This window comes from Umezawaea sp. Da 62-37 (assembly GCF_032460545.1).
GTDB lineage: Bacteria > Actinomycetota > Actinomycetes > Mycobacteriales > Pseudonocardiaceae > Umezawaea.
In genome coordinates, this window is sequence record NZ_CP135965.1 from 3,924,713 (window position 1) to 3,944,273 (window position 19,561).

The following is a 19,561-nucleotide window of genomic DNA, read 5'->3' on the forward strand; positions in this document are numbered from 1 at the left end:
GCGAGGGCCCATTCCGCCGGACCGACTGGTGCGGATGCCGACCGGAACCGTCAGTAGTCGCCTTTCACCAGGTTGGCGGGCTGCTCACCGGCCGCGAACCGGGCGATCTCACTGGTCGCGACCGCGTACGCGCGGCGTTCGGACCCCGTGCAGCTCCCCGCCACGTGCGGCGTGAGGAACAGGCCGGGCGCGGTCCACAGTGGATGGTCCTCGGGCAGCGGCTCGGGCTCGGTGACGTCCAGGGCGGCGCGGAGCCGTCCGCTGGTCAGCTCGGCGACCAGCGCGTCGGTGTCGACCACCGGGCCGCGGGCGCCGTTGACCAGGATCGCGCCGTCGGGCATCGCGGCGAGGAACGCGGCGTCGACCATGCCCGTGGTCTCGTCGGTCAGCGGCACGACGACCAGCACGGCGTCGTGCTCGCCCAGCAGCGCGGGCAGCTCGTCCATGCCGTGCACGCCGTCGCGGGCGGTGCGGCCGACCAGGGTCGCGGTCGCGTCGAACGGCTCCAGCCTGCGCCGGAACTGCTCACCCAGGTCACCGGCGCCGACGACCAGCACGCGCTTGTCCTGGAGGGTGTCGGTGCGGTGGAAGTCCCAGCGGCGCTCCCGGCGGGCGGCGTCGAACGCGGGGAAGTCGCGGTAGATCGACAGCAGCGCGCCGATCGCCCACTCCGCGGTGCTGCCGCCGTGCGCGCCGCGGCACGTGGACAACAGCACGCCTTCGGGGACGGAGCCGATGAAGCGCTCGGCGCCCGCGCTGAGCAGCTGCACCAGTTCGAGCTTCGGCAGCTTCGCGTAGACGTCCGCCGGGTTCGTCCCCTGGAGGAACTTCGGCACGAGGACCCGCGCGTCGGCGGCTTCCGGGGGCAGCGGTTCGCCCGCCTCGTAGCGGACGGCTCGGACACCGTCCAACGAGGACAGCGCGGACACGCCGTAGTCGTCGGGGACGAGCACGATGAGCGTCACCCCTGCAAGCTACGGCACACTGTCGCGCATGCAGGAGCACGACGTCGTCTCGGCGGACGGCACGCGGATCAGGGTGTGGCGCTCGGACGCGGAGGGGCCCGCCGTCCTGCTCTGCCCCGGCCTCGGCACCACCCCGGAGACCTGGCCCGCGCTGCTCCTGCCGTCGTGCGGTGTGCGGGCGCTGAGCTGGTACCACCGCGGCACGATGGGGTCGGCGCGGCCGGAGGACGAGTCGCGGATCGCGCTGGCCGACCACGTCGCCGACGCGATCGCCGTCCTGGACGACGCGGGCATCGAGCAGTGCGTGCTGCTCGGCTGGTCGATGGGCGTGACGGTCGCGGCCGAACTGGCGCTGCGCCACCCCGACCGGGTGTCCGGGCTGATGCTCGTCGCGGGTGCCCCCGGCGACTCGTTCGAGAGCATGCTGGGCGTCTCCGGCCTGCCGTCGGGCGTGCGCAGGCTCATCGGGCTGACCGGCGCGAAGGCGCTGCGCTCGGCCGGGCCCCTGCTGGACCTGGTGCTGCACCGGCTGCCGATCAACGACGTGACGACGTTCCTGCTCCGGCACAGCGGCCTGATGCTCGCCTCCAGCGCCCCGGAGGCCGTGGCGGGGTCGATGAGCCGGTTCATGAAGCACGACTGGACCTGGTACTTCACCCTCGCGCTCGCCCTCGGCCAGGTGCCCCGGCAGGACCTGACCGGCGTGACCTGCCCCACGACGGTGCTCGCGGGCAAGTACGACCTGCTCGCGTCCCCGGAAAGCATGGCCGGGCCCGCGGGGTCGCTGCCCCAGGCACGGGTGCGCGTACTCCCCACCAGCCACTTCCTGCCGCTGGAAGCGCCGGACGTGCTCGCCGAGGAGCTGTTGCTGCTGGTCGACCGGGTCGACGCCGTGCACAGGGCCCTCTGCGCCCTCGACCCGCCGCCACTCACCCCGGGTTCACGGCAGCGCGCCTAGTGTCACTTCCCGTGTCACGTCCTCAGCGGTTGCTCCGCGCGGTGCTGGCGAGCACGGCCATCGGCCTGCTCGCCGCGGGTTGCGCGAGCTTCCCCGAGCAGCCGTCCCCCGCGGGCTGGAGCGCGCAGCCGCAACTGACCCCGCAGGCGGGCCCGACACCGGAACTGCCCGGCGGCCTCCCCCAGGCGGGCGGCGAACAGCAGGGCGGCCAACCCCCCACGTCCGTCCCCCCGCCCGAGGGCTGCAAGGACTTCAACCCGGCCGTCGTAGCCACCTGCCTGAACCCCATCTCCGGCGTGGCGCTGACCGACGTGAACCAGTCCACCGGCGTCGTCACGGCACTGGCCACCGAGCGGACGACCGGCAAGCTCCTCAAGGTCACCAAGGACGTCGACCCGGTCGAGGTCGCCAGCTTCCCCGTCGACGCCACGGCCGACGGCGGCCTCACCAGCCTCACGCTGTCCCCGACCTACGGCGAAGACCAGCTCGTCTACGTCTACCTGACCACCGACACGGACAACCGCGTGGTCCGCATCGCCCCCGGCGACACCCCCAAACCAGTGCTCACCGGCATCCCCAAGGGCCCCACCGGCAACCGCGGCGCCCTCAGCCACGACCTCGACGGCGCGCTGCTCGTAGCCACCGGCGACGCGGGCAACCCAACCCTGGCCGCCGACCCCGCCTCACTCGCGGGCAAGGTCCTCCGCATCGACGCCGCGGGCCAACCCGCGAAGGGCAACCCCACCGAGGGCTCGGCCGTGATCGCCAGCGGCCTCCGCTCACCCGGCGGCGTCTGCGTCTCGGCCGACGGCAGCAAAACCTGGGTCACCGACTCCACCGCAACAGCCGACGTCCTCTACCGCGTCAACGCAGGCAAACCCCTGGGAACCCCGTCCTGGTCCTGGCCCGACAAGCCGGGCGTCGCGGGCTGCGCATCCCTCTCCAACATGATGTGGATCGCCACTTCCAACACGCCGGGCACCCAACTGATCGCCATGAACCCCGACGGCGCCTTCACCGGCAAACCAGAACCCTTCCTGGACAAGGAAAACGGCTTCGGCCGCATCGGCCCCCTGGTCGCCCTGGACGACAACACCGCCCTCGCAGGCACCGTCAACAAAGCAGGCGGCACCCCCATCTCCAGCGACGACCGAGTAATCGTCATCGTCCGCGACGCCTCCAGCGGCGGCAGCAAGGACTAGCCAGCCAGCCCCCCCAATCCGACACGGAGCCGCCCCCTCCACCCCCATCGGCGCAGCCGCTCCCCCGCACCCGGCGCGGAGCGCCCACCGCCCTACCGACGCGCAGCAAGGTGCCCTACCGACGCGCAGCGAGGTGCCCGAGTCAGGCGCAGCCTGATGCCCTGTGGCGAAGCCAGTCCTACCCCTGCCCCCGATACACAGCGCCCTCCTGCCACACCCCCGTTTGTCAAGGCATCTTTCCCGTCTTGACAAACGGGGGTGTGGCATTGAGACAATCGCGCACCGAGGGCCGGGCCTCGCAGGGTGACCCACACCCCACCCACAGCCAGCCCCAAACCAACCCCTACCCAGACCCCAAACACACAAACGGCCGCCGCAACGGATCCACCGCCACCGCATCCGCCAACGCCACCGCAGGCGAGAACCCCGAAGCCAACCCCCGGTGGTAATCCCCCATCGCCGCCGCCGCCGGCTCATCCCCCACCCGGCTACTGGCCGCGATCACCGTATGCGCCCCACTCGCCAACATCGCCCCCGCAAACCCCAACGCCTCATCCCCCGGCCTGATCCGGTTCAAAGCCAACTCGCAAGCAGCCAGCACCACCTGCCGAGGCGGCCTCCGCACCCTCCCCACCTCATGCGCGAACAACGCCCCGTCGGCCAACTCCAACCGCGAGAACAACGCGTTCTCCGGCTCGTGCTCCCCATGCGCGGCGATGTGGGCGAGCGTCACCCCGTCCAACGCCGCCAGCACCCGCACCACCTTCGCGTCCTCACCGCCCAACGCGGTCGCGTCCACGTGGTACCCGGCGAGCTTGTCGATCTCCCCCTCGGCTGCCTGCAACCCCGGCCCGCTGACCAGCAGCACCCCGTGCCCGGAGTCGACGTCCGCCCGCGCGGTGGCCAGCCAGGCCGTGGCCGATGGCACGACCGTCGTGGGCCGCGACTTGCACAGCGCCAGCACACCCCACGGCACCACGTACAGGGCGCCGGTCGGCACGATCACCAGCTCGCGGTCCCCGAGCATCGCCGCCAACGGCCGGAGCAGCTGCCGGTCCAGCTTGTCCGCCTGCCGACGAGCCGACGCCGAGATCACCTCGACCAGCGGGGCGGGCAGGTAGTCGGGGGCGAGGGCGTTGAGGTCGGCGTGCAGGCGCAACGCGGCCTCGGTCGCGGCCTCGGTGGATCCCAACCGCACCAGGCGGACCCGCCCGCCCGCCACGACCACCGCCACCATCGAGTCGTCGGACGACGCGAAGCTGATCATGGCCCGCTCACCCAACTGCGCCTGCACCTCCCGCAGGTCCGCGACCGGCCGCGCCCTGCCCCACGGACTCGCGCTCCACCCCAGCCGCATGGCGTCCCGCTGGCTGGTCGCGTACCGGACCTCCAGCGTGGACGTCGGGTGCCCGTCGAGCCGGGCGCGCAGCAGCGCGCGGCTCAACTGCCGCACCTCGGCGATCCGCCCGGCCAGCTCCACGTCCACAGTGGACTCGACCGGCTCGTACCGGTACATCTGCGCACGGGTCCGCTCCAGCCAGGTGAACAACCGCCGCGCGCCCGCCGCCGAACTCGAGTCGCCCAGCACCAGCCGCACAGCCAGCTCACCGAGCTCCCGACCGTGCAACGCCGTGCCGGACACCAGCTCCAACCCGCCCATCTGGTCGCGCATCCGGCCCAGTTCGGCGAGTCCCGCCTTGGCCTGGGCCAGGGCGACACGGCGGTTCCCGGTGGCGAGAGCCAGTTCGGCACGGCACAGCCGGAGCAGCATCCGGTGGTCGATCGGGCTGGTCCGCCGAGCGCGCGGGACATCGCGCAGCAGTTCGGCGGCCTGTTCGGTGTTGCCCCGACGCACTTCCACGCGCACCGCGAGCACGTGTGCGACGGCGGCTTGGTCCCGCAACTTCAGCGATGAGAGCCGCTCGGCCAGTTCGAGCGCGCGCTCCACCACCCGCGCCGACGGTCGACGGCCTTCGAGCGCTCGCAGGACGTCCACCCGCAACGCGATCAGCGCCGCGACCGCGGCCCACGCGGGACTACCGCGACGGATCAGCTTGCGCTGCGCAGAATTGGCCATCCGCTTCGCGGTGGCCTCGTCGTCGTCGAGGAGAGCCGCGGCTGCGCGGAACAACTCGGCTTCCGCGATGTCCTGGCCGATTCGCTGCTTGCGCAGTTCGGGCAGTACCTCGTCGAGGTGGCGGGCGGCCTCGTCGGCCAGACCCACGCTGATCATCGCCTCGGCCTGGTCGATCCGCAGGCGCAGCAGCAGACCCGGTTCGAGTTCCTGGAAAGCCTTGTCCGCCACCTTGTAGCTGCGGAGGGCGGCCGGGATGTCGCCTCCGCGCTGGTGCACGTTGCCCAACGCGTGGGTCGCGATCGCCGCCCTGATCGGGAGGTCGTGCTCGGTGGCGAGGTCGATGCTCCGGTTCAGGTCGCTGGTCGCGAGGTCGATCCGGTGGATCTCGCCGTACGCGTTCCCCCTGTTGGACAGGGCGATGACAAGCGACTCGGCCAGCGCGGCCCGATCACCGGTGGCCTCGGCCAGCCTGCGCTCCTTGAAGCTGATGCCCAGCTCGAGGTGGTCGATGCCCTCCTCTAGCCGTCCGACGCGGCAGAGCAGAACCCCCCTGTTGGTGTGGACGATGCCGGACAGCTCGGATCGCAGCTCGTCGTCGGGCACGGTCGCGACCTGCTGACCCGCACGGGCCAGCTGTTCGAGGCCGTCGTCCAGGCTTCCGGTCTCCGCGACGCAGAAGGAGAGCGTGATGAGCAGCCGAGTGCGCACTTCCAACAGCTCGGTCTCATCGGCGGTGGGCGCGTCGAGCATCGCCAACCCCTGGCGCAACCACCGGATCGCCATCAAGTAGCGGTTGGCGATCATGGCGGCGCGGCCACGGCGGTGCAGTTCTCGCGCGCGGGCAACGGTTGTGTCCAACGACGCACGCACACTCATATGAGATCACAGTACGGAACCTGAGATCGCCCGCCGACCGGGGACGAACCGGTCGACGGGCGACATCCTGACACCGTGGTGGCTTCGGCCTACTTGGCCGACACGGGGACGCTTTCGCCCTGGTACGGGCCGCCGTTCGGCTCCGCGGGGGTGCCCGGCTTGGGCGGCACCGGCAGCGGGAGGTCCCCGCCCTCGGTGCCCGCCGGGACGATCGCGTCGATCTCTTCGACGAGCTTGGGGTCGGTTTCAGCAGCCATGGTTGTTCTCCCCTAACAAACAGGCGACCCGAACGGGCCGACGACCTGAATCGCATTTCATGATCACCTCGAACCCCCCGGCTCGATTGATCGACCTAAGCCTTACACAGATGGACGCGTCTTCGATGAGTATTTTCACCCATTGCGACCAAAAATATGGCTCAGGTCATCGCTGACCAGCGTTTACGCATCACTTGACACAACAAGCGCCACCCGTTCGGAGCAAGCCGCTAACACAACGGAGGCGTTGTCCGGACCGCATAAATGGGTCCGGGCAACGCCTCCGACGTGGAATGGCTTAAGAGCAGCGGGCGATCACTAGTTCGCGAACGCGCTTCGCGTCGGCTTGACCCTTGGTGGCCTTCATGACCGCGCCGACAATGGCGCCCGCGGCGGCGAGCTTGCCGTCGCGGATCTTGTCGGCGATGCCGGGCTGGGCGGCCAGCGCCTCGTCGACGGCCTTCTCCAGGGCGCCGTCGTCGGAGACGACCTTGAGGCCGCGGGCCTCGACGACCTGCTCCGGCTCGCCCTCGCCGTCGAGGACGCCGATGACGACCTCGCGGGCGAGCTTGTTGGTCAGCGCGCCCTCGTTGACGAGCGCGACGACCTTCGCCACCTGCGCCGGGGTGATCGGCAGCGCGCCGAGTTCCACGCCGCGGGTGTTGGCCTGCTGCATCAGGTACGACACCCACCAGGACCGCGCCTCGACGGACGTGGCGCCCGCCTCGACGGTGGCCGCGACGAGGTCGATGGCGTCCGCGTTGACCAGGTCGCGCAGTTCCGCGTCGGTCAGGCTCCACTCGTCCTTGATGCGCTTGCGGCGTTCCGCCGGCATCTCGGGCAGCGTGAGGCGCAGCTCCTCCACCCATTCGCGCGACGGCGCGATGGGCACGAGGTCGGGTTCCGGGAAGTACCGGTAGTCCTCGGCGGTCTCCTTGCGGCGGCCCGCGCGGGTCGTGCCGGACGCCTCCTCGAAGTGCCGCGTCTCCTGCACGATCTCGCCGCCGTCGGCGAGGATCGCGGCCTGGCGGGTCATCTCGAACCGCACGGCCCGCTCGACGCTGCGCAGCGAGTTCACGTTCTTCGTCTCGGTGCGCGTGCCGAGCACGCCGGTCTCCTTGGGGCTCAAGGAGACGTTGGCGTCGCAGCGCAGCGAGCCCTGGTCCATCCGCACGTCGGACACGTCGAGCGCCTTGAGCAGGTCGCGCAGCGCGCTGACGTACGCGCGGGCCACCTCGGGCGCGCGCTCGGCGGTGCCGGGGATCATCTTCGTGACGATCTCGATCAGCGGCACGCCCGCGCGGTTGTAGTCGAGCAGCGAGTGCTCCGCGCCGTGGATCCGACCCGCCGTGCCGCCCACGTGCAGCGACTTGCCGGTGTCCTCCTCCATGTGCGCGCGCTCGATCTCCACGCGGAAGATCTCGCCGTCGTCCAGCGTCACGTCGAGGTAGCCGTTGAACGCGATCGGCTCGTCGTACTGGGACGTCTGGAAGTTCTTCGGCATGTCCGGGTAGAAGTAGTTCTTCCGCGCGAAGCGGCACCACTCCGCGATCTCGCAGTTGAGCGCGAGACCGATCCGGATCGCCGACTCGACCGCGACGCCGTTCACGACCGGCAGCGCGCCGGGCGCGGCCAGGCACACCGGGCACACGTGCGTGTTCGGCTCGCCGCCGAACTCGTTGGCGCAGCCGCAGAACATCTTCGTCCTGGTGTGCAGCTCGACGTGCACCTCGAGGCCCAGCATCGGGTCGAAGCGCGCCACGACGTCGTCGTAGTCCATCAGCTCGGCCACGCTCGTCACGCCTTCCCGTCCTTCCGGAATCCGCGCACGGCAAGCGCTGCGCCGGTGATGGCCACGGCGATGCTCGCGGCCGCGTTCGCCAGCGCCAGCTTGTCCTTGTCGCCCCTGGCGGTGCGCAGGGTGGAGAAGGCGCTCGCGGCGGCGGCGACCGCGCCGAGCAGACCCATGATCCCTCGGGCTTTCCTCATCGTCAGATCCCTTCCAACTGCGGGACGCGCCCGATGAGCGGACCGCCCTGGGCCGCGTCGCGCGCGACCTCGTAGGCGGCGGCGACCCGGTACATGCGGTGGTCCTGGAGCGCGGGAGCCATGATCTGCAGGCCGACGGGCAGCCCGTCGTCCGCGGACAGTCCACTCGGGACGCTCATGGCCGCGTTGCCCGCCAGGTTCGACGGGATGGTGCAGAGGTCGGCCTTGTACATGGCCATCGGGTCGTCGGCGCGCTCGCCGATCTTGAACGCGGTGGTCGGCGTGGTCGGCGAGACGAGCACGTCGACGGTCGCGAACGCGGCGTCGAAGTCGCGCGCGATGAGCGTGCGGACCTTCTGCGCCGAGCCGTAGTACGCGTCGTAGTAGCCGGACGACAGCGCGTACGTGCCGATCATGATGCGGCGCTTGACCTCGGCGCCGAACCCGGCGGCCCTGGTCAGCGCCATGACCTCCTCGGCGCCGTGCGTGCCGTCGTCGCCGACGCGCAGGCCGTAGCGCATCGCGTCGAAGCGGGCCAGGTTGGACGAGGCCTCGCTCGGCGCGATCAGGTAGTACGCGGGCAGCGCGTAGTCGAAGCTCGGGCAGGAGACCTGCACGACCTCCGCGCCGAGCTGGCGCAGCTGCTCGACGGCGGCCTCGAACGACGCCAGCACGCCGGGCTGGTAGCCCTCGCCGCTGAACTGCGTCACGACGCCGACGCGGACGCCGCTCAGGTCGCCGGAGGCGCCTTCGCGGGCGGCCGCCACGACCGGTGGGACCGGCACGTCGACGGACGTGGAGTCCATCGGGTCGTAGCCCGCGATGACCTCGTGCAGCAGCGCCGCGTCGAGGACGGTGCGGGCGCACGGCCCGGCCTGGTCGAGCGAGGACGAGAACGCAACCAGACCGTAACGGGACACCGAGCCGTAGGTCGGCTTCACGCCGACGGTGCCGGTGACCGAGCCGGGCTGGCGGATGGACCCGCCGGTGTCGGTGCCGATGGCCAGCGGCGCCTCGAACGCGGCCAGCGCCGCGGAGGAGCCACCGCCCGAGCCGCCGGGGATGCGGTCCAGGTCCCACGGGTTGTGGGTCGGGCCGTAGGCGGAGTTCTCGGTCGACGAGCCCATGGCGAACTCGTCCATGTTCGTCTTGCCGAGGATGACCACGCCCGCCTCGCGCAGCTTGCGCGTCACGGTCGAGTCGTACGGCGAGTGCCAGCCCTCGAGGATCTTCGACCCGCACGTGGTCGGCATGCCCTCGGCGACGAGGACGTCCTTGAGCGCCAGCGGCACGCCCGCCAGCGGCGAGGCCACCGGGCGACCGGCGGCGACGTCGTCGTCGACCTTCTTGGCGGCGGCGAGCGCGCCCTCGGTGTCGACGTGCAGGAACGCGTTGATCCCCTTGTCGACCGAGGCGATGCGGTCGAGGTGCGCCTGGGCGACCTCGACCGCGGACACCTCGCCGCCGTGGATCTTGGCGGCCAGTTCGGCGGCCGTGCTGCGGATCAGGCTCATGCTTCCTCACCCAGGATTCGGGGCACGCGGAAGCGGCCGTCCTCGGCGGAGGGGGCGCCCGCGAGCGTCTTGGCCTGGCCGAGGCTCGGGCGCACCACGTCCTCGCGGAACACGTTGGTCAGCGGAACGGCGTGCGACGTCGGTGGGATGTCGGCGGTGGCGATGTCGCCCACCGCGGACACCGACTGCAGGATGACGTCGAGCTGACCGGCGAACAGGTCGAGCTCGTCGTCGGTGACGGCCAGCCTGGCCAGCTTGGCCAGGTGCGCGACCTCGTCGCGGGAGATGCTGGGCACCTCGTCAACCCCCGTGGGTCGGTAGTCGGATTTTTGGACTTCCCGAGTCTATGGCGAGGTCAGCACGGGCTTCGACCGGGTTGCCGGGCGCCTGCTCACGGGCGGTGCGCGATTTTACCGGGGCGCAACTGTCGGAGGAGAGTCGGAAAGCGATAGTTCGTCTGCGAGAATCACCGGTCGGGCGATGCGGTCACGTGGCGCGTACCGCTCGCCGAACACCGCTCGGGTGATCGTCTCCCGCGCATGAGCATGGAGGCGTTCACCGTGTCCTTCCTGATCCGGGTCCAACTCCCGGACCGTCCCGGCACCCTCGGCGCGGTCGCTTCGGCGCTCGGCGAGATCGGGGCAGACATCCTCAGCGTGGACGTGGTGGAACGCGGCGGCGGCGTGGCGATCGACGACCTCGTGGTCGAACTGCCCTCCGGGCGGCTCCCCGACGTGCTCATCACCGCGGCCGAGTCCATCGAGGGCGTCGAGGTCGACGCGGTGCGCCCGTACGCGGGGGTGCTCGACACGCACCGCGAGCTGGAACTGGTCGAGGAGGTCGCCGAGGAGCCCTCCAAGGGTCTCGCGGTCTTCACCGAGGGCGTCCCGAAGATCATCCGTGCGGGCTGGGCGGTCGTGCTCGGCCACGACGCCAAGGGCGTCCACCGGATCACCGCCAGCTCGGCGGCCCCGGAGACCCGCATGACGAACCCGCCCTGGTTCCCCCTCCAGCGCGCCACCGTGCTGGACGGCGAGGAGGACTGGGTGCCCGAGACGTGGCAGGAGCTGGGCACGGAGCTGGCGGCCACGCCGCTGGGCAAGCCGGACCGCGTGCTGCTCGTCGGCAGGCCCGGCGGGCCGATGTTCCGCGCCGCCGAGGTCGCCCGGCTCGCCCACCTGGCCGGGATCGTGTCGGTCGTGCTGCCGGACTGACGGATCGACGGACTGGCGGCTTGACCCTGCCGCCGTGTGAGGCCGTTGACTCGGAGCCGTCATGTTCAGCATCGGGGACTTCGCCAAGCACGGTCGTGTGTCGGTGCGCATGCTGCGCCACTACGACGAGATCGGCCTGCTGCGGCCCGCGCACGTCGACCGGTTCACCGGTTACCGGTCGTACGAGGGCTCGCAGCTGGCCCGGCTCAACCGCGTCATCGCGCTGAAGGACCTCGGGCTCACCCTCGCGCAGGTCGGGGAGATCCTCGACGAGAAGGTGAGCGCCGAGTCGCTGCGCGGGATGCTGCGGTTGCGGCGGGCCGAGCTGGAGGCCGCCATCGCGGCCGACCGGACGCGGCTGGCCAGGGTCGAGGCGAGGCTCCGGACGATCGAGAGCGAGGGATCCATGCCCACCGACGACGTCGTGGTGAAGAGCGTTCCGGCCGCGCGGGTGGCCGAACTGAGCGGGACGGCGGGCGGTTTCGCCCCGGAGCACATCAGCCCGGTGATCGGGCCGCTGTACGACGAGCTGAACCGCAGGCTGGAGGCCGCGGGCGTGGTGCCGGTGGGGCCGGCGATCGCTTACTACGAGCAGAGCGACGACGGCGTGGTCGTGCACGCCGGGCACCAGGTCGCCCCTTCGGCGACGGGCGACTTCGCGGTCGTGGACCTGCCCGCCGTGGCGGAGATGGCGACCATCGTGCACCGCGGGTCGATGGAGGCCGTGATGCCCTCGGTGCAGGCGCTCGCGCGGTGGATCGAGGCCAACGGCTACCGGTCCACCGGCCCGTCCCGCGAGCTGTACCTCGAGCACCACGCCGACCACGACCGGTGGGTCACGGAGTTGCAGGAGCCGATCGGCCCGGCGTGAGGGCGGGTCGGCGCGGGCTGGAGTGAGGGCGGGTCGGCGCGGTCCGGAGTGAGGGCGGCCGGGTGTGAGCGCGGGCCGGCGTGAGGGCGGGTCGGGTGTGAGCGCGGGCCGGTGTGAGGGCGGGTCGGCGTGAGCGCGGATCAGCGCGGGCCAGCGTGAGGGCGAGTCAGCGCGGGCCGAGGGAGCGCAGGGTGCGGACGGCGTAGCCGACCAGGTCCGCGTTGTCGGTGGCCGGGGTGCCGTCCGGGCGCAGCAGGGTGTCCTCCAGCCCGATCCGCGCGTCCAGCTCCAGCCGGGCCGCGTAGCCGAGCACCGGCCACGCGGTCGCGTCCTCGCCGTGCAGCAGCACCGGCAGCCCCAGCGGCTCCAGGAGCCGCAGCAGCGCCTCCGCCTCCGGCACCGGGTCGGCTCCCGGCCGCACCTCGGCCAGGACCCTCCTGGTGCCCGGCGGCGGCCCCTGCGCCACCAGCGCACGGGCCGCGGCCTCGTCGTGCACACCCAACTCGATCCCGATCCCGGCTCGGTGCAGGGCGGCGCACACCCCCTGCCACCCGTCTTCGTGCACGTTCACCGAGGCCACGTCCGGCCGCCCCGCCGCCAGCCCCGCCCACCCGGCGACGAGTTCGGCGCGGCGCACCGGATCGGGCTGGATCCACGCGCCCGTCGTCACGCCGATCTCCACACCGGGCACGGCGGCGCGCACCACGGCCACCGCCGTCGCGACCTCGGGACCGGCCAGCACCTCCAGGCCGACGAGGTCGCGCGGGTGCAGGTGCAGGTGCGCGACCCCGCGTTCGGCGACGGCCACGGCGTCCGCCGCGAGCTGGGCGGATGAGACCGGCAGGGCCGGGTGGCTGCCGACGGGGCGGCCGCCGTTCAGGCAGGCTTGCAGCACGTGGTCCACGTAACCACAGGGAGGTCAGAGGTTCCATTCGGAGGCGAGTGATTTCACGAGTTCCCGCTGCCGGACTTCCAGCACCTCGGGCGTCCACTCGGAGTGGGCGAGGACCTGGATGGTGAGGGCGAACGTGCTGACGCCCTTGCCGCCGAGGAAGTACTTCGCCTTCTTGTCGACGAAGTCGTAGTTCGACGCCTGCGAGTTCTTGGTGCGGTTGAGCAGGACGAGGTTCGCGAGCTTGTGCGTCCACTCGGCCCGGTCCGCGCCGGAGAAGTCCGCGAGCCACCGCGATCCCGCTTTGGGGTTCTGCGGCAGCACGTGCTCCACGGTGATGATCCGGTGGTCGTGGGTCACGCCCGCGCTGTCCGCGAGCACCTCGTCGAGTCGCAGCAGCACGTACTTCCGGATCTTCGTGACCAGGTAGATGCTGCCCCCGAGCTGTTCGAGGGTGTGCGCGCGCTCCCCGTCGCGCAGGTTGAAGGAGGGCGACTCCAGCCCGTAGCCACCCGCCAGGTCGCGGAGCAGGTGGGCGTACCGGGTCAGCCGCGGGCTCGTGTAGACGCGGCGGACGAGCATGCTGGCGGCGAGCCGTTCCAGCTTGGCGAAGAACCGGTCGAGCCACACGGGGTCGCCGCCGTGGTGGCGCAGCGCCCACAGCGCGGGCGGCACCCAGTCGTTGTTGTCGATCTGGGCGAGCCGCTTGAACCAGGCGTTCACCTTCCCCGCGCCCTTGGTCGCGGTGTACCGGCAGTCCTTGATCTGCGCGTACGCCTCCGCGTAGGGCACCACCACGTCGTCGATGAACTCGGCGGCGCGGTCCGGCAGGAAGCTGTTCAGCACCTGCTCGGGGAACTCCTTGAGCAACTCGGCCTTGGCCCGCTCCTTGGAGAAGATCATCCGGATGTGGGCGAAGAGGTCCTTGAAGCCCTCCCTCCCCAGCAGCACCTCTGCCTCGTCCCACTTGGTGGCGTAGCTGTCCGACTTCACCTCGCCGATGACCTTCGACTTGAAGATGTCGGCGGGCGAGAGGTCCAGGCCGCGCGCGTTCATGACGCTGAAGATCCGGTGGGCGCTGTCCAGGTTCGGCGTGCTCACCACCACGAGGAACGTACGCTTGCTGATCATCTTCATGAGCGCGAACCGGCGCTCGGGAGACCAGGCCACCAGTTCCGCGTGCAGGGCCGCGGTGTTCTCGTGGATCGCCTTCTGCGCGTCGGTCTTGAACGGGTGGTCGCCGAGACCGAGCAGCCCGGCGATCGAGCCGGTGGTCTGGACGTGCTCGCGGAAGAAGTGCGCGTCCCGTTCGCGCAGCGAGAGCCGGGGCTTCGGCAGCAGGTCCAGCGTCGGTTCACCCGGTTCCGTGATCATCTTTTCCATGCTGGCGCGCAGGGCCCCCTCCGCCAGGTCCCGCAGGACCGCCAGCAGGATGGTCACCGTGGTCAACCGCTGCTGCCCGTCGATGACCTCGGCGGGCGGTCGGTCGGCGAGCTTGACCAGCACCAGCGACCCGAGGAAGTACGGCTCGCCGTCGTCCCGGTCGAGCGCCTCCTCCAGGTCGAGCAGCAGCTGCGTCGCCAGCTCCGCGTCCCACGCGTACGGACGCTGGTAGTCGGGGATCGTGAAGTCGTAGTCACTGCTGAAGACCTTGTGCAAGGCCATCTCGTGGGCTTCGAGTTGCTGCATACCGCTGGATCGGTGATCTTGTGCCCGCTGTTACGCGCTGCGGATCCCGCGTCCGGCGGTGACAATCGGCGCGCACCGAACCGCTTCGCAGACGCTGGAGGACCCCGACGATGGCCGTTTCCGTGAACCTGGACTCGCTGCTCGACAAGGCGTACGAGAACAAGGCGTTGACCGACATCCTGGACGCGCCGGTGGCGGCGCTGTCCGGGGTGAGCGAGGGCGACGCCGAGAAGCTGAAGGCGGCCTTCAACATCAAGACGGTGCGGGACCTGGGTACGAACAAGTACTTCCGGGCGGCCGTGACGCTGCTGGACCTGGAGAAGAACTCAGGCTGACAGGGTCTTGTGGTAGATCCGGAAGTCGCACGGGGTGGCCAGCAGCGGAGCCAGGGCGGGGAAGGCCTCGTCGAGGGTTCCGGTGCTGGTCAGCTCGTAGCCGAGCCGGGTGTACCAGGCCGCGAGGAAGTCCTTGGACGGGTGGTTCCAGGTGCGCGGCACGAGCAGTTCGAGCTGAATCCGGGCCACGCCCCACTCCCGGCACGTCCGTTCGGCGAAGGCGACGAGGTCGCGGCCGATGCCGGTGCCGCGGCGGGCCGGGTCGGCGGCGAGCATGCCGAACTCGCCGGTGGTCTCGTCCAGCCGCTGGATCCGCACGCTGCCGACGATCCGGCCCTCGTGCTCGGTGACGGCGATCTCGCCCGCCCTGATCATCCCCGCGATCTCGGCGGCGGACGTGCGGGCCGCGTCCTCGAGCCACAGGCCCTTCTCGGACTCCGCGTAGACCTCGTTGACCAGGTCGACGATCCGCTGGACCGCCGTCTCGTCGGTGCTCGCCGACTCGGGTAGGAAACGCATAGCCGAACCATACTTGCGGGTGAACCGGGCGGTCGTAGTTGAATGACGATCATGCCGACGCTCACCACCGAGATGCTTCAGCACAAAGCGGGCGCCAAGTCGTTCTGGCGCGGGCTGGGCTACCGGGACTCGGTGGTCGAGTTGCGGGTGCTGCGGCGCCACGTCTCGGCGAAGGTCGTGGGCGCGGACGAGTACGCGGTGGAGCTGGCGTGGCGGGAGAGCCAGCTGGCGGGTGAGTGCTCGTGCCCGTACGGCGAGCAGGGGTTCTTCTGCAAGCACCTGGTCGCGGTCGGCCTCGTGCTGCTGGACCGGGGCCACGCGGTGCCGCCCGCCGACGCGGAGGACGTGGAGCTGCGCCTGCACCTGCGGACGCTGCCGCACGAGCAGCTCGTGGACCTGCTCTACCAGCAGGCGGGCCGCGACCGGTCGCTCTACGAGCGGATCTACGGGTCAGCGGAGGCCGGAGAGCCCGCCCATGGCGTCGAGGAACGCGGGCATGTCCGCTAGCTCCGCCGGGTCGTAGCCCGCGATCCGCCGCTCGGCGTCCTCGGTCAGCTCGGCCACGCGGGCGCCCAGGTCGTCGTGCGACACGACGACGATCGAGTCGCTGTAGTGCTCGTCGACGCCGATGGTCAGGTCGACGAACACGTCACCCGGCGCCAGCACCGACGCCAGGTCCGGCCGGGTCGGCGTGCGCAGCGCGTGGACCAGCCGTTCCCGGTCCTCGACCGCGAACACGGTGACCTCCGCGGTGGCGTCGCCGAGGGTGGCGCGCAGCATGGCGACCAGGTCGGACGGCTCGCGCAGGTCGAACAGCCCGGCCTGGGCCGCGTGCTCCCGCTGCCACGCCGTCGGCTCCGGCCGGAACGGCACGCAGGCCCGCCCCGGCACGAACCCCTTGTCCCGCCCCGCCAGATCGGGCACGGCCGCGTCGACGTCGTACTCCCACTCCACGAACGTCGGCTCCTGCCCCACCAGCGCCGCGGCCTCGTCGCGGTAGTAGGTCGGCAGCGCGACCCGGTGCCTGCCCTCGGTCAGCCGCCACACCAGCCCGAGGTAGACCGCGACCTCTTCGCAGTTGCAGTTGTTGACCGCGTACTCCGTCATCGGCGTGCGCGTCATCAGCACACCGTCCTCCGACCACTCCTCGAAGAGCCCGGCCCACGGGTCGTCGAGCGGCAGGTCTTCGCCGGGGAGGTAGGCGTAGCGGTGCAGACCGCCCAGTCGATCACTCTCGAACCGGATCACCCCACCGATCCTAGAGGTCCGCGGGCCGCCGGAGATCAACACGACCACCGCCGCGGGCTCCGGGACCAGCCGGTCCACACCCTGACCTCGCGGGTCACCGCGAGCGTGGGCCCGAGGGCGCCGTGGCGCGGATCCCGCCGCCACGGCGCACCGACCGGTCGGTCCTCGGGGCTACAGGTCGAGGCTGAACGCGAACGCCATCAGCTTGACCTCCGGCACCGGGCGCCAGTCGCGTTCCGGGATCCGCTGGAAACCCAGCCGCCCGTACAGCCGGTGCGCGGACGCCATGGCCTCCGAGCTGCTCATCACCACCCGTTCCGCGCCCAGTTCGCGGGCACGGGCGATCACCGCGTGCACAAGTGCCTCACCGACGCCGCGACCGCGGGCGGCGCTGTCGACGGCGAGCATGCGGAACTCCAACTCGCCCGGTCTGGACACCTCCGACCACGGGGTGCCGGGCCGCACGACCGTCACGGTGCCCAGCAGGGTGTTCCCCTCGTCCACGGCGACCAGCAGCTCCGCCTCCTCCGCCCGCCTCGCGCCGTCACCCAGCTGGTCGGCGTAGCCGCCCTCGTGGCTGTCGATGTACCGGTCGTCCAGGTAGGCGGCCACGGTGATCCGACCCGCGGCCTCCCACTCGTCCTCCTGCGCGACCCTCACCACCACGTCAGTCATCCGATTCCCCTTCACCCGAGGATTCCCCGCCCACGGTGGCGACTCCGACCGCGGCGTCGGGGCCCTCGTCGAGCAGGACGCGGAAGCCGGCCTCGTCCAGCACGGGGACCTTCAGCTGGACGGCCTTGTCGTACTTGGACCCCGGCGCGTCCCCCACCACCACGAAAGCCGTCTTCTTCGACACCGCACCGGCCGCCTTCCCGCCCCTGGACAGGATGGCCTCCTTCGCCTCGTCGCGCGAGAACGTCTCCAGCGAACCGGTGACCACGATCGACAGCCCCTCCAGGTTGCGGGGGACGCCGGCGTCGCGGGTCTCCTCCATCCGGACTCCCGCGGCCCGCCACTTCGCGACGATCCCCTGCCGCCAAGGCGTGTCCACCCACTCGCGGACGGCCAGCGCGATCGTCGGCCCGACGCCCTCCGCGGCCGCCAGCTCCTCCTCGGTCGCCGCGACGATCCGGTCGATCGACCCGAACTCGCGGGCGAGGGCCCGCGAGGCGGTGGGGCCGACGTGCCGGATCGAGAACGAGACGACGATCCTCCAGAGCGGACGCCGCTTGGCCACCTCCAGGTTGTCCAGCAGCTTCACGGCGTTCGCGGTCAGCTCGACGGCGTCCGCGGGCAGGTCGGAGTTCTTGGTGTGCTTCACCGGCTTGCGGAACATCTCGACCCGGAGCAGCTTGTCGGCGTCCAGGTCGAACAGGTCGCCCTCGTCGGAGTAGACGTCCGAGTCGGCCAGCGCCACCGCGGCCTCGTAGCCGAGGACCTCGACGTCCAGCGCGGACCGGCTGCCCAGGTACGCCAGCCGCTCCCGGAGCTGGCCGGGGCAGCACTGGACGTTGGGGCAGCGGATGTCGACGTCGCCCTCCTTCATCGGGCGCAGCTCCCAGCCGCACTCGGGGCAGGCGATCGGCATCACGAACGGGCGCGCGTCGGCCGGGCGGACGTCGATCACCGGCCCGAGCACCTCCGGGATCACGTCACCGGCCTTGCGGATGACGATCCGGTCGCCGATCCACACGCCCTTGCGCTCGACCTCGCTCGCGTTGTGCAGCGTCGCCCGCGCGACCGTCGACCCGGCGACCTTCACCGGCTCCATCACGGCGTACGGGGTGACCCGCCCGGTGCGCCCGACCTGCACCTGGATGTCCAGCAGCGTGGTCGTCGCCTCCTCCGGCGCGTACTTGTAGGCGATCGCCCACCGCGGCGCGCGGGACGTCGTGCCGAGGCGGCGCTGCAACGGCACCTCGTCGACCTTGATCACGATGCCGTCGATCTCGTGCTCGGCGTCGTGCCGGTGCGCGCCCCAGTGCTCGACGTGCTTCGCCACGTCGTCGTAGGAGTCGAGGACCCTCGTGTGCTCCGACACCGGCAGGCCCCAGGCCCGCAGCGCCTCGTACGACTCGGACTGCCGCGACGGCTCGAAGCCCTCGCGCTTGCCGATGCCGTGGCAGATCAGCTTCAGCGGCCTGCCCGCGGTGATCTTCGGGTCCTTCTGCCGCAGCGAGCCCGCCGCGGTGTTGCGCGGGTTCGCGTACGGCGGCTTGCCCGCCTCGACGAGCTTCGCGTTCAGCTCGGTGAACCCCTCGACCGGCATGAACACCTCGCCGCGCACCTCGACCAGCGCCGGGACGGGGTAGGCGTCCGTGCCGGTCAGCCGCTGCGGCACGTCGGCCATGGTCCGCACGTTGAGCGTGACGTCCTCACCGGTGCGGCCGTCGCCCCTGGTCAGGGCGCGGACGAGCTTGCCGTCCCGGTAGAGCAGGTTGATGGCGAGCCCGTCGATCTTCAGCTCGCACAGGTAGTGCGCGCTCCCGGAGACCTCCTTGTCCGCCCGCTCGAACCACGCCTTCAGCTCGTCGAGGTCGAACACGTTGTCGAGGCTGAGCATCCGCTCCAGGTGGTCGACTGCTTCGAAGTCGGTCGAGAACGTCCCGCCCACCCGCTGCGAGGGCGACTCCGGCGTGACCAGCGAGGGGTGCGCCTCCTCGATGGCCTCCAGGTCCTTGAGCATCGCGTCGAACTCGCCGTCGGTGACCGTCGGTGAGTCCTTCAGGTAGTAGCGGAACTGGTGGCCGAGCAACTCCTCCGCGAGCGCGGCGTGCCGCTCGCGGACGTCGGCGGGCACGTCCTCGACGCCTTCGACCTCGACGACAGCGGCCGTCGTCGGATCGACGGCGTCGACATCCGCTGTCGGATCGGCGGCGCCGCCGCCGGTGGGGTTCAGCTCATCGTTCCTGGTCACACCAACAGCCTAACGACGGGCACCGACAATTCCGG

At 71.2% G+C, this 19,561-nt stretch carries 19 protein-coding genes; 6 read left to right on the forward strand and 13 right to left on the reverse strand.

Annotation, left to right across the window (positions count from 1 at the left end; genetic code table 11):
* Positions 1–50: 50 nt before the first annotated feature.
* Positions 51–965, reverse strand: a complete 915-nt coding sequence (locus tag RM788_RS17385; RefSeq protein WP_315932736.1) for a 2-hydroxyacid dehydrogenase — start codon at positions 963–965, stop codon at positions 51–53.
* A gap of 28 nt (positions 966–993) precedes the next feature.
* Here RM788_RS17385 and RM788_RS17390 point away from each other — a divergent pair, with 28 nt between their 5' ends.
* Both RM788_RS17390 and RM788_RS17395 read left to right on the forward strand, forming a co-directional pair.
* Positions 994–1,923 carry an alpha/beta fold hydrolase gene (locus RM788_RS17390; protein ID WP_315932737.1) on the forward strand — a complete coding sequence of 310 codons (930 nt, stop codon included), beginning with the start codon at positions 994–996 and terminating at the stop codon, positions 1,921–1,923.
* A gap of 11 nt (positions 1,924–1,934) precedes the next feature.
* Complete coding sequence (locus RM788_RS17395; protein WP_315932738.1) at positions 1,935–3,125, forward strand: PQQ-dependent sugar dehydrogenase; 1,191 nt, start codon at positions 1,935–1,937, stop codon at positions 3,123–3,125.
* A gap of 343 nt (positions 3,126–3,468) precedes the next feature.
* Here RM788_RS17395 and RM788_RS17400 read toward each other — a convergent pair whose 3' ends face one another.
* The 6 genes from RM788_RS17400 to gatC form a co-directional block, all read right to left on the reverse strand.
* Complete coding sequence (locus RM788_RS17400; protein ID WP_315932739.1) at positions 3,469–6,060, reverse strand: CHAT domain-containing protein; 2,592 nt, start codon at positions 6,058–6,060, stop codon at positions 3,469–3,471.
* Positions 6,061–6,167: 107 nt separating this feature from the next.
* Entirely contained in the window at positions 6,168–6,335 is a 168-nt protein-coding gene (locus tag RM788_RS17405) for a hypothetical protein (RefSeq protein WP_315932740.1), read from the reverse strand.
* 298 nt (positions 6,336–6,633) lie between these two features.
* Positions 6,634–8,136 carry an Asp-tRNA(Asn)/Glu-tRNA(Gln) amidotransferase subunit GatB gene (gene gatB / locus RM788_RS17410; RefSeq protein WP_315932741.1) on the reverse strand — a complete coding sequence of 501 codons (1,503 nt, stop codon included), beginning with the start codon at positions 8,134–8,136 and terminating at the stop codon, positions 6,634–6,636.
* Positions 8,133–8,324 carry a hypothetical protein gene (locus RM788_RS17415; RefSeq protein WP_315932742.1) on the reverse strand — a complete coding sequence of 64 codons (192 nt, stop codon included), beginning with the start codon at positions 8,322–8,324 and terminating at the stop codon, positions 8,133–8,135. Before RM788_RS17415 ends, gatB begins: the two co-directional genes overlap by 4 nt.
* Before the next feature lie 2 nt (positions 8,325–8,326).
* Positions 8,327–9,838, reverse strand: coding sequence for an Asp-tRNA(Asn)/Glu-tRNA(Gln) amidotransferase subunit GatA (gene gatA / locus RM788_RS17420; RefSeq protein WP_315932743.1), 1,512 nt, complete (start codon positions 9,836–9,838; stop codon positions 8,327–8,329).
* Complete coding sequence (gene gatC / locus RM788_RS17425) at positions 9,835–10,134, reverse strand: Asp-tRNA(Asn)/Glu-tRNA(Gln) amidotransferase subunit GatC (RefSeq protein WP_315932744.1); 300 nt, start codon at positions 10,132–10,134, stop codon at positions 9,835–9,837. The genes gatA and gatC overlap by 4 nt, the downstream gene beginning before the upstream one ends.
* Before the next feature lie 264 nt (positions 10,135–10,398).
* Here gatC and RM788_RS17430 point away from each other — a divergent pair, with 264 nt between their 5' ends.
* Together RM788_RS17430 and RM788_RS17435 are read left to right on the forward strand one after the other, a co-directional pair.
* On the forward strand, positions 10,399–11,052 hold the full coding sequence (locus tag RM788_RS17430; protein WP_315934659.1) for an ACT domain-containing protein: 654 nt from the start codon (positions 10,399–10,401) through the stop codon (positions 11,050–11,052).
* Between the two features lie 61 nt (positions 11,053–11,113).
* On the forward strand, positions 11,114–11,923 hold the full coding sequence (locus RM788_RS17435) for a MerR family transcriptional regulator (protein WP_315932745.1): 810 nt from the start codon (positions 11,114–11,116) through the stop codon (positions 11,921–11,923).
* A gap of 166 nt (positions 11,924–12,089) precedes the next feature.
* Here the strand turns inward: RM788_RS17435 and RM788_RS17440 are convergent, their stop codons facing one another.
* Both RM788_RS17440 and RM788_RS17445 read right to left on the reverse strand, forming a co-directional pair.
* Complete coding sequence (locus RM788_RS17440) at positions 12,090–12,827, reverse strand: 3-keto-5-aminohexanoate cleavage protein (protein WP_315932746.1); 738 nt, start codon at positions 12,825–12,827, stop codon at positions 12,090–12,092.
* 15 nt (positions 12,828–12,842) lie between these two features.
* Positions 12,843–14,504, reverse strand: a complete 1,662-nt coding sequence (locus RM788_RS17445; protein ID WP_315932747.1) for a DUF262 domain-containing protein — start codon at positions 14,502–14,504, stop codon at positions 12,843–12,845.
* A gap of 110 nt (positions 14,505–14,614) precedes the next feature.
* Between RM788_RS17445 and RM788_RS17450 the strand changes: the two genes are divergently transcribed.
* The gene (locus RM788_RS17450; RefSeq protein ID WP_315932748.1) at positions 14,615–14,839 is read left to right on the forward strand and encodes a hypothetical protein; all 225 of its coding nucleotides are present in this window, start codon (positions 14,615–14,617) and stop codon (positions 14,837–14,839) included.
* On the opposite strand, the gene RM788_RS17455 is transcribed toward RM788_RS17450, so the two are convergent.
* Positions 14,831–15,358, reverse strand: a complete 528-nt coding sequence (locus tag RM788_RS17455; RefSeq protein ID WP_315932749.1) for a GNAT family N-acetyltransferase — start codon at positions 15,356–15,358, stop codon at positions 14,831–14,833. The genes RM788_RS17450 and RM788_RS17455 overlap by 9 nt on opposite strands.
* Before the next feature lie 42 nt (positions 15,359–15,400).
* Between RM788_RS17455 and RM788_RS17460 the strand changes: the two genes are divergently transcribed.
* Entirely contained in the window at positions 15,401–15,865 is a 465-nt protein-coding gene (locus RM788_RS17460; protein ID WP_315932750.1) for an SWIM zinc finger family protein, read from the forward strand.
* On the opposite strand, the gene RM788_RS17465 is transcribed toward RM788_RS17460, so the two are convergent.
* The 3 genes from RM788_RS17465 to ligA form a co-directional block, all read right to left on the reverse strand.
* Entirely contained in the window at positions 15,809–16,606 is a 798-nt protein-coding gene (locus RM788_RS17465; protein WP_315932751.1) for a hypothetical protein, read from the reverse strand. The two genes, RM788_RS17460 and RM788_RS17465, sit on opposite strands and share 57 nt — an antisense overlap.
* Before the next feature lie 171 nt (positions 16,607–16,777).
* Positions 16,778–17,281, reverse strand: a complete 504-nt coding sequence (locus RM788_RS17470; RefSeq protein ID WP_315932752.1) for a GNAT family N-acetyltransferase — start codon at positions 17,279–17,281, stop codon at positions 16,778–16,780.
* A complete protein-coding gene (ligA, locus tag RM788_RS17475; protein WP_399343859.1) occupies positions 17,274–19,526 on the reverse strand; it encodes an NAD-dependent DNA ligase LigA in 2,253 nt (750 codons plus the stop codon). The genes RM788_RS17470 and ligA overlap by 8 nt, the downstream gene beginning before the upstream one ends.
* Positions 19,527–19,561: the final 35 nt, after the last annotated feature.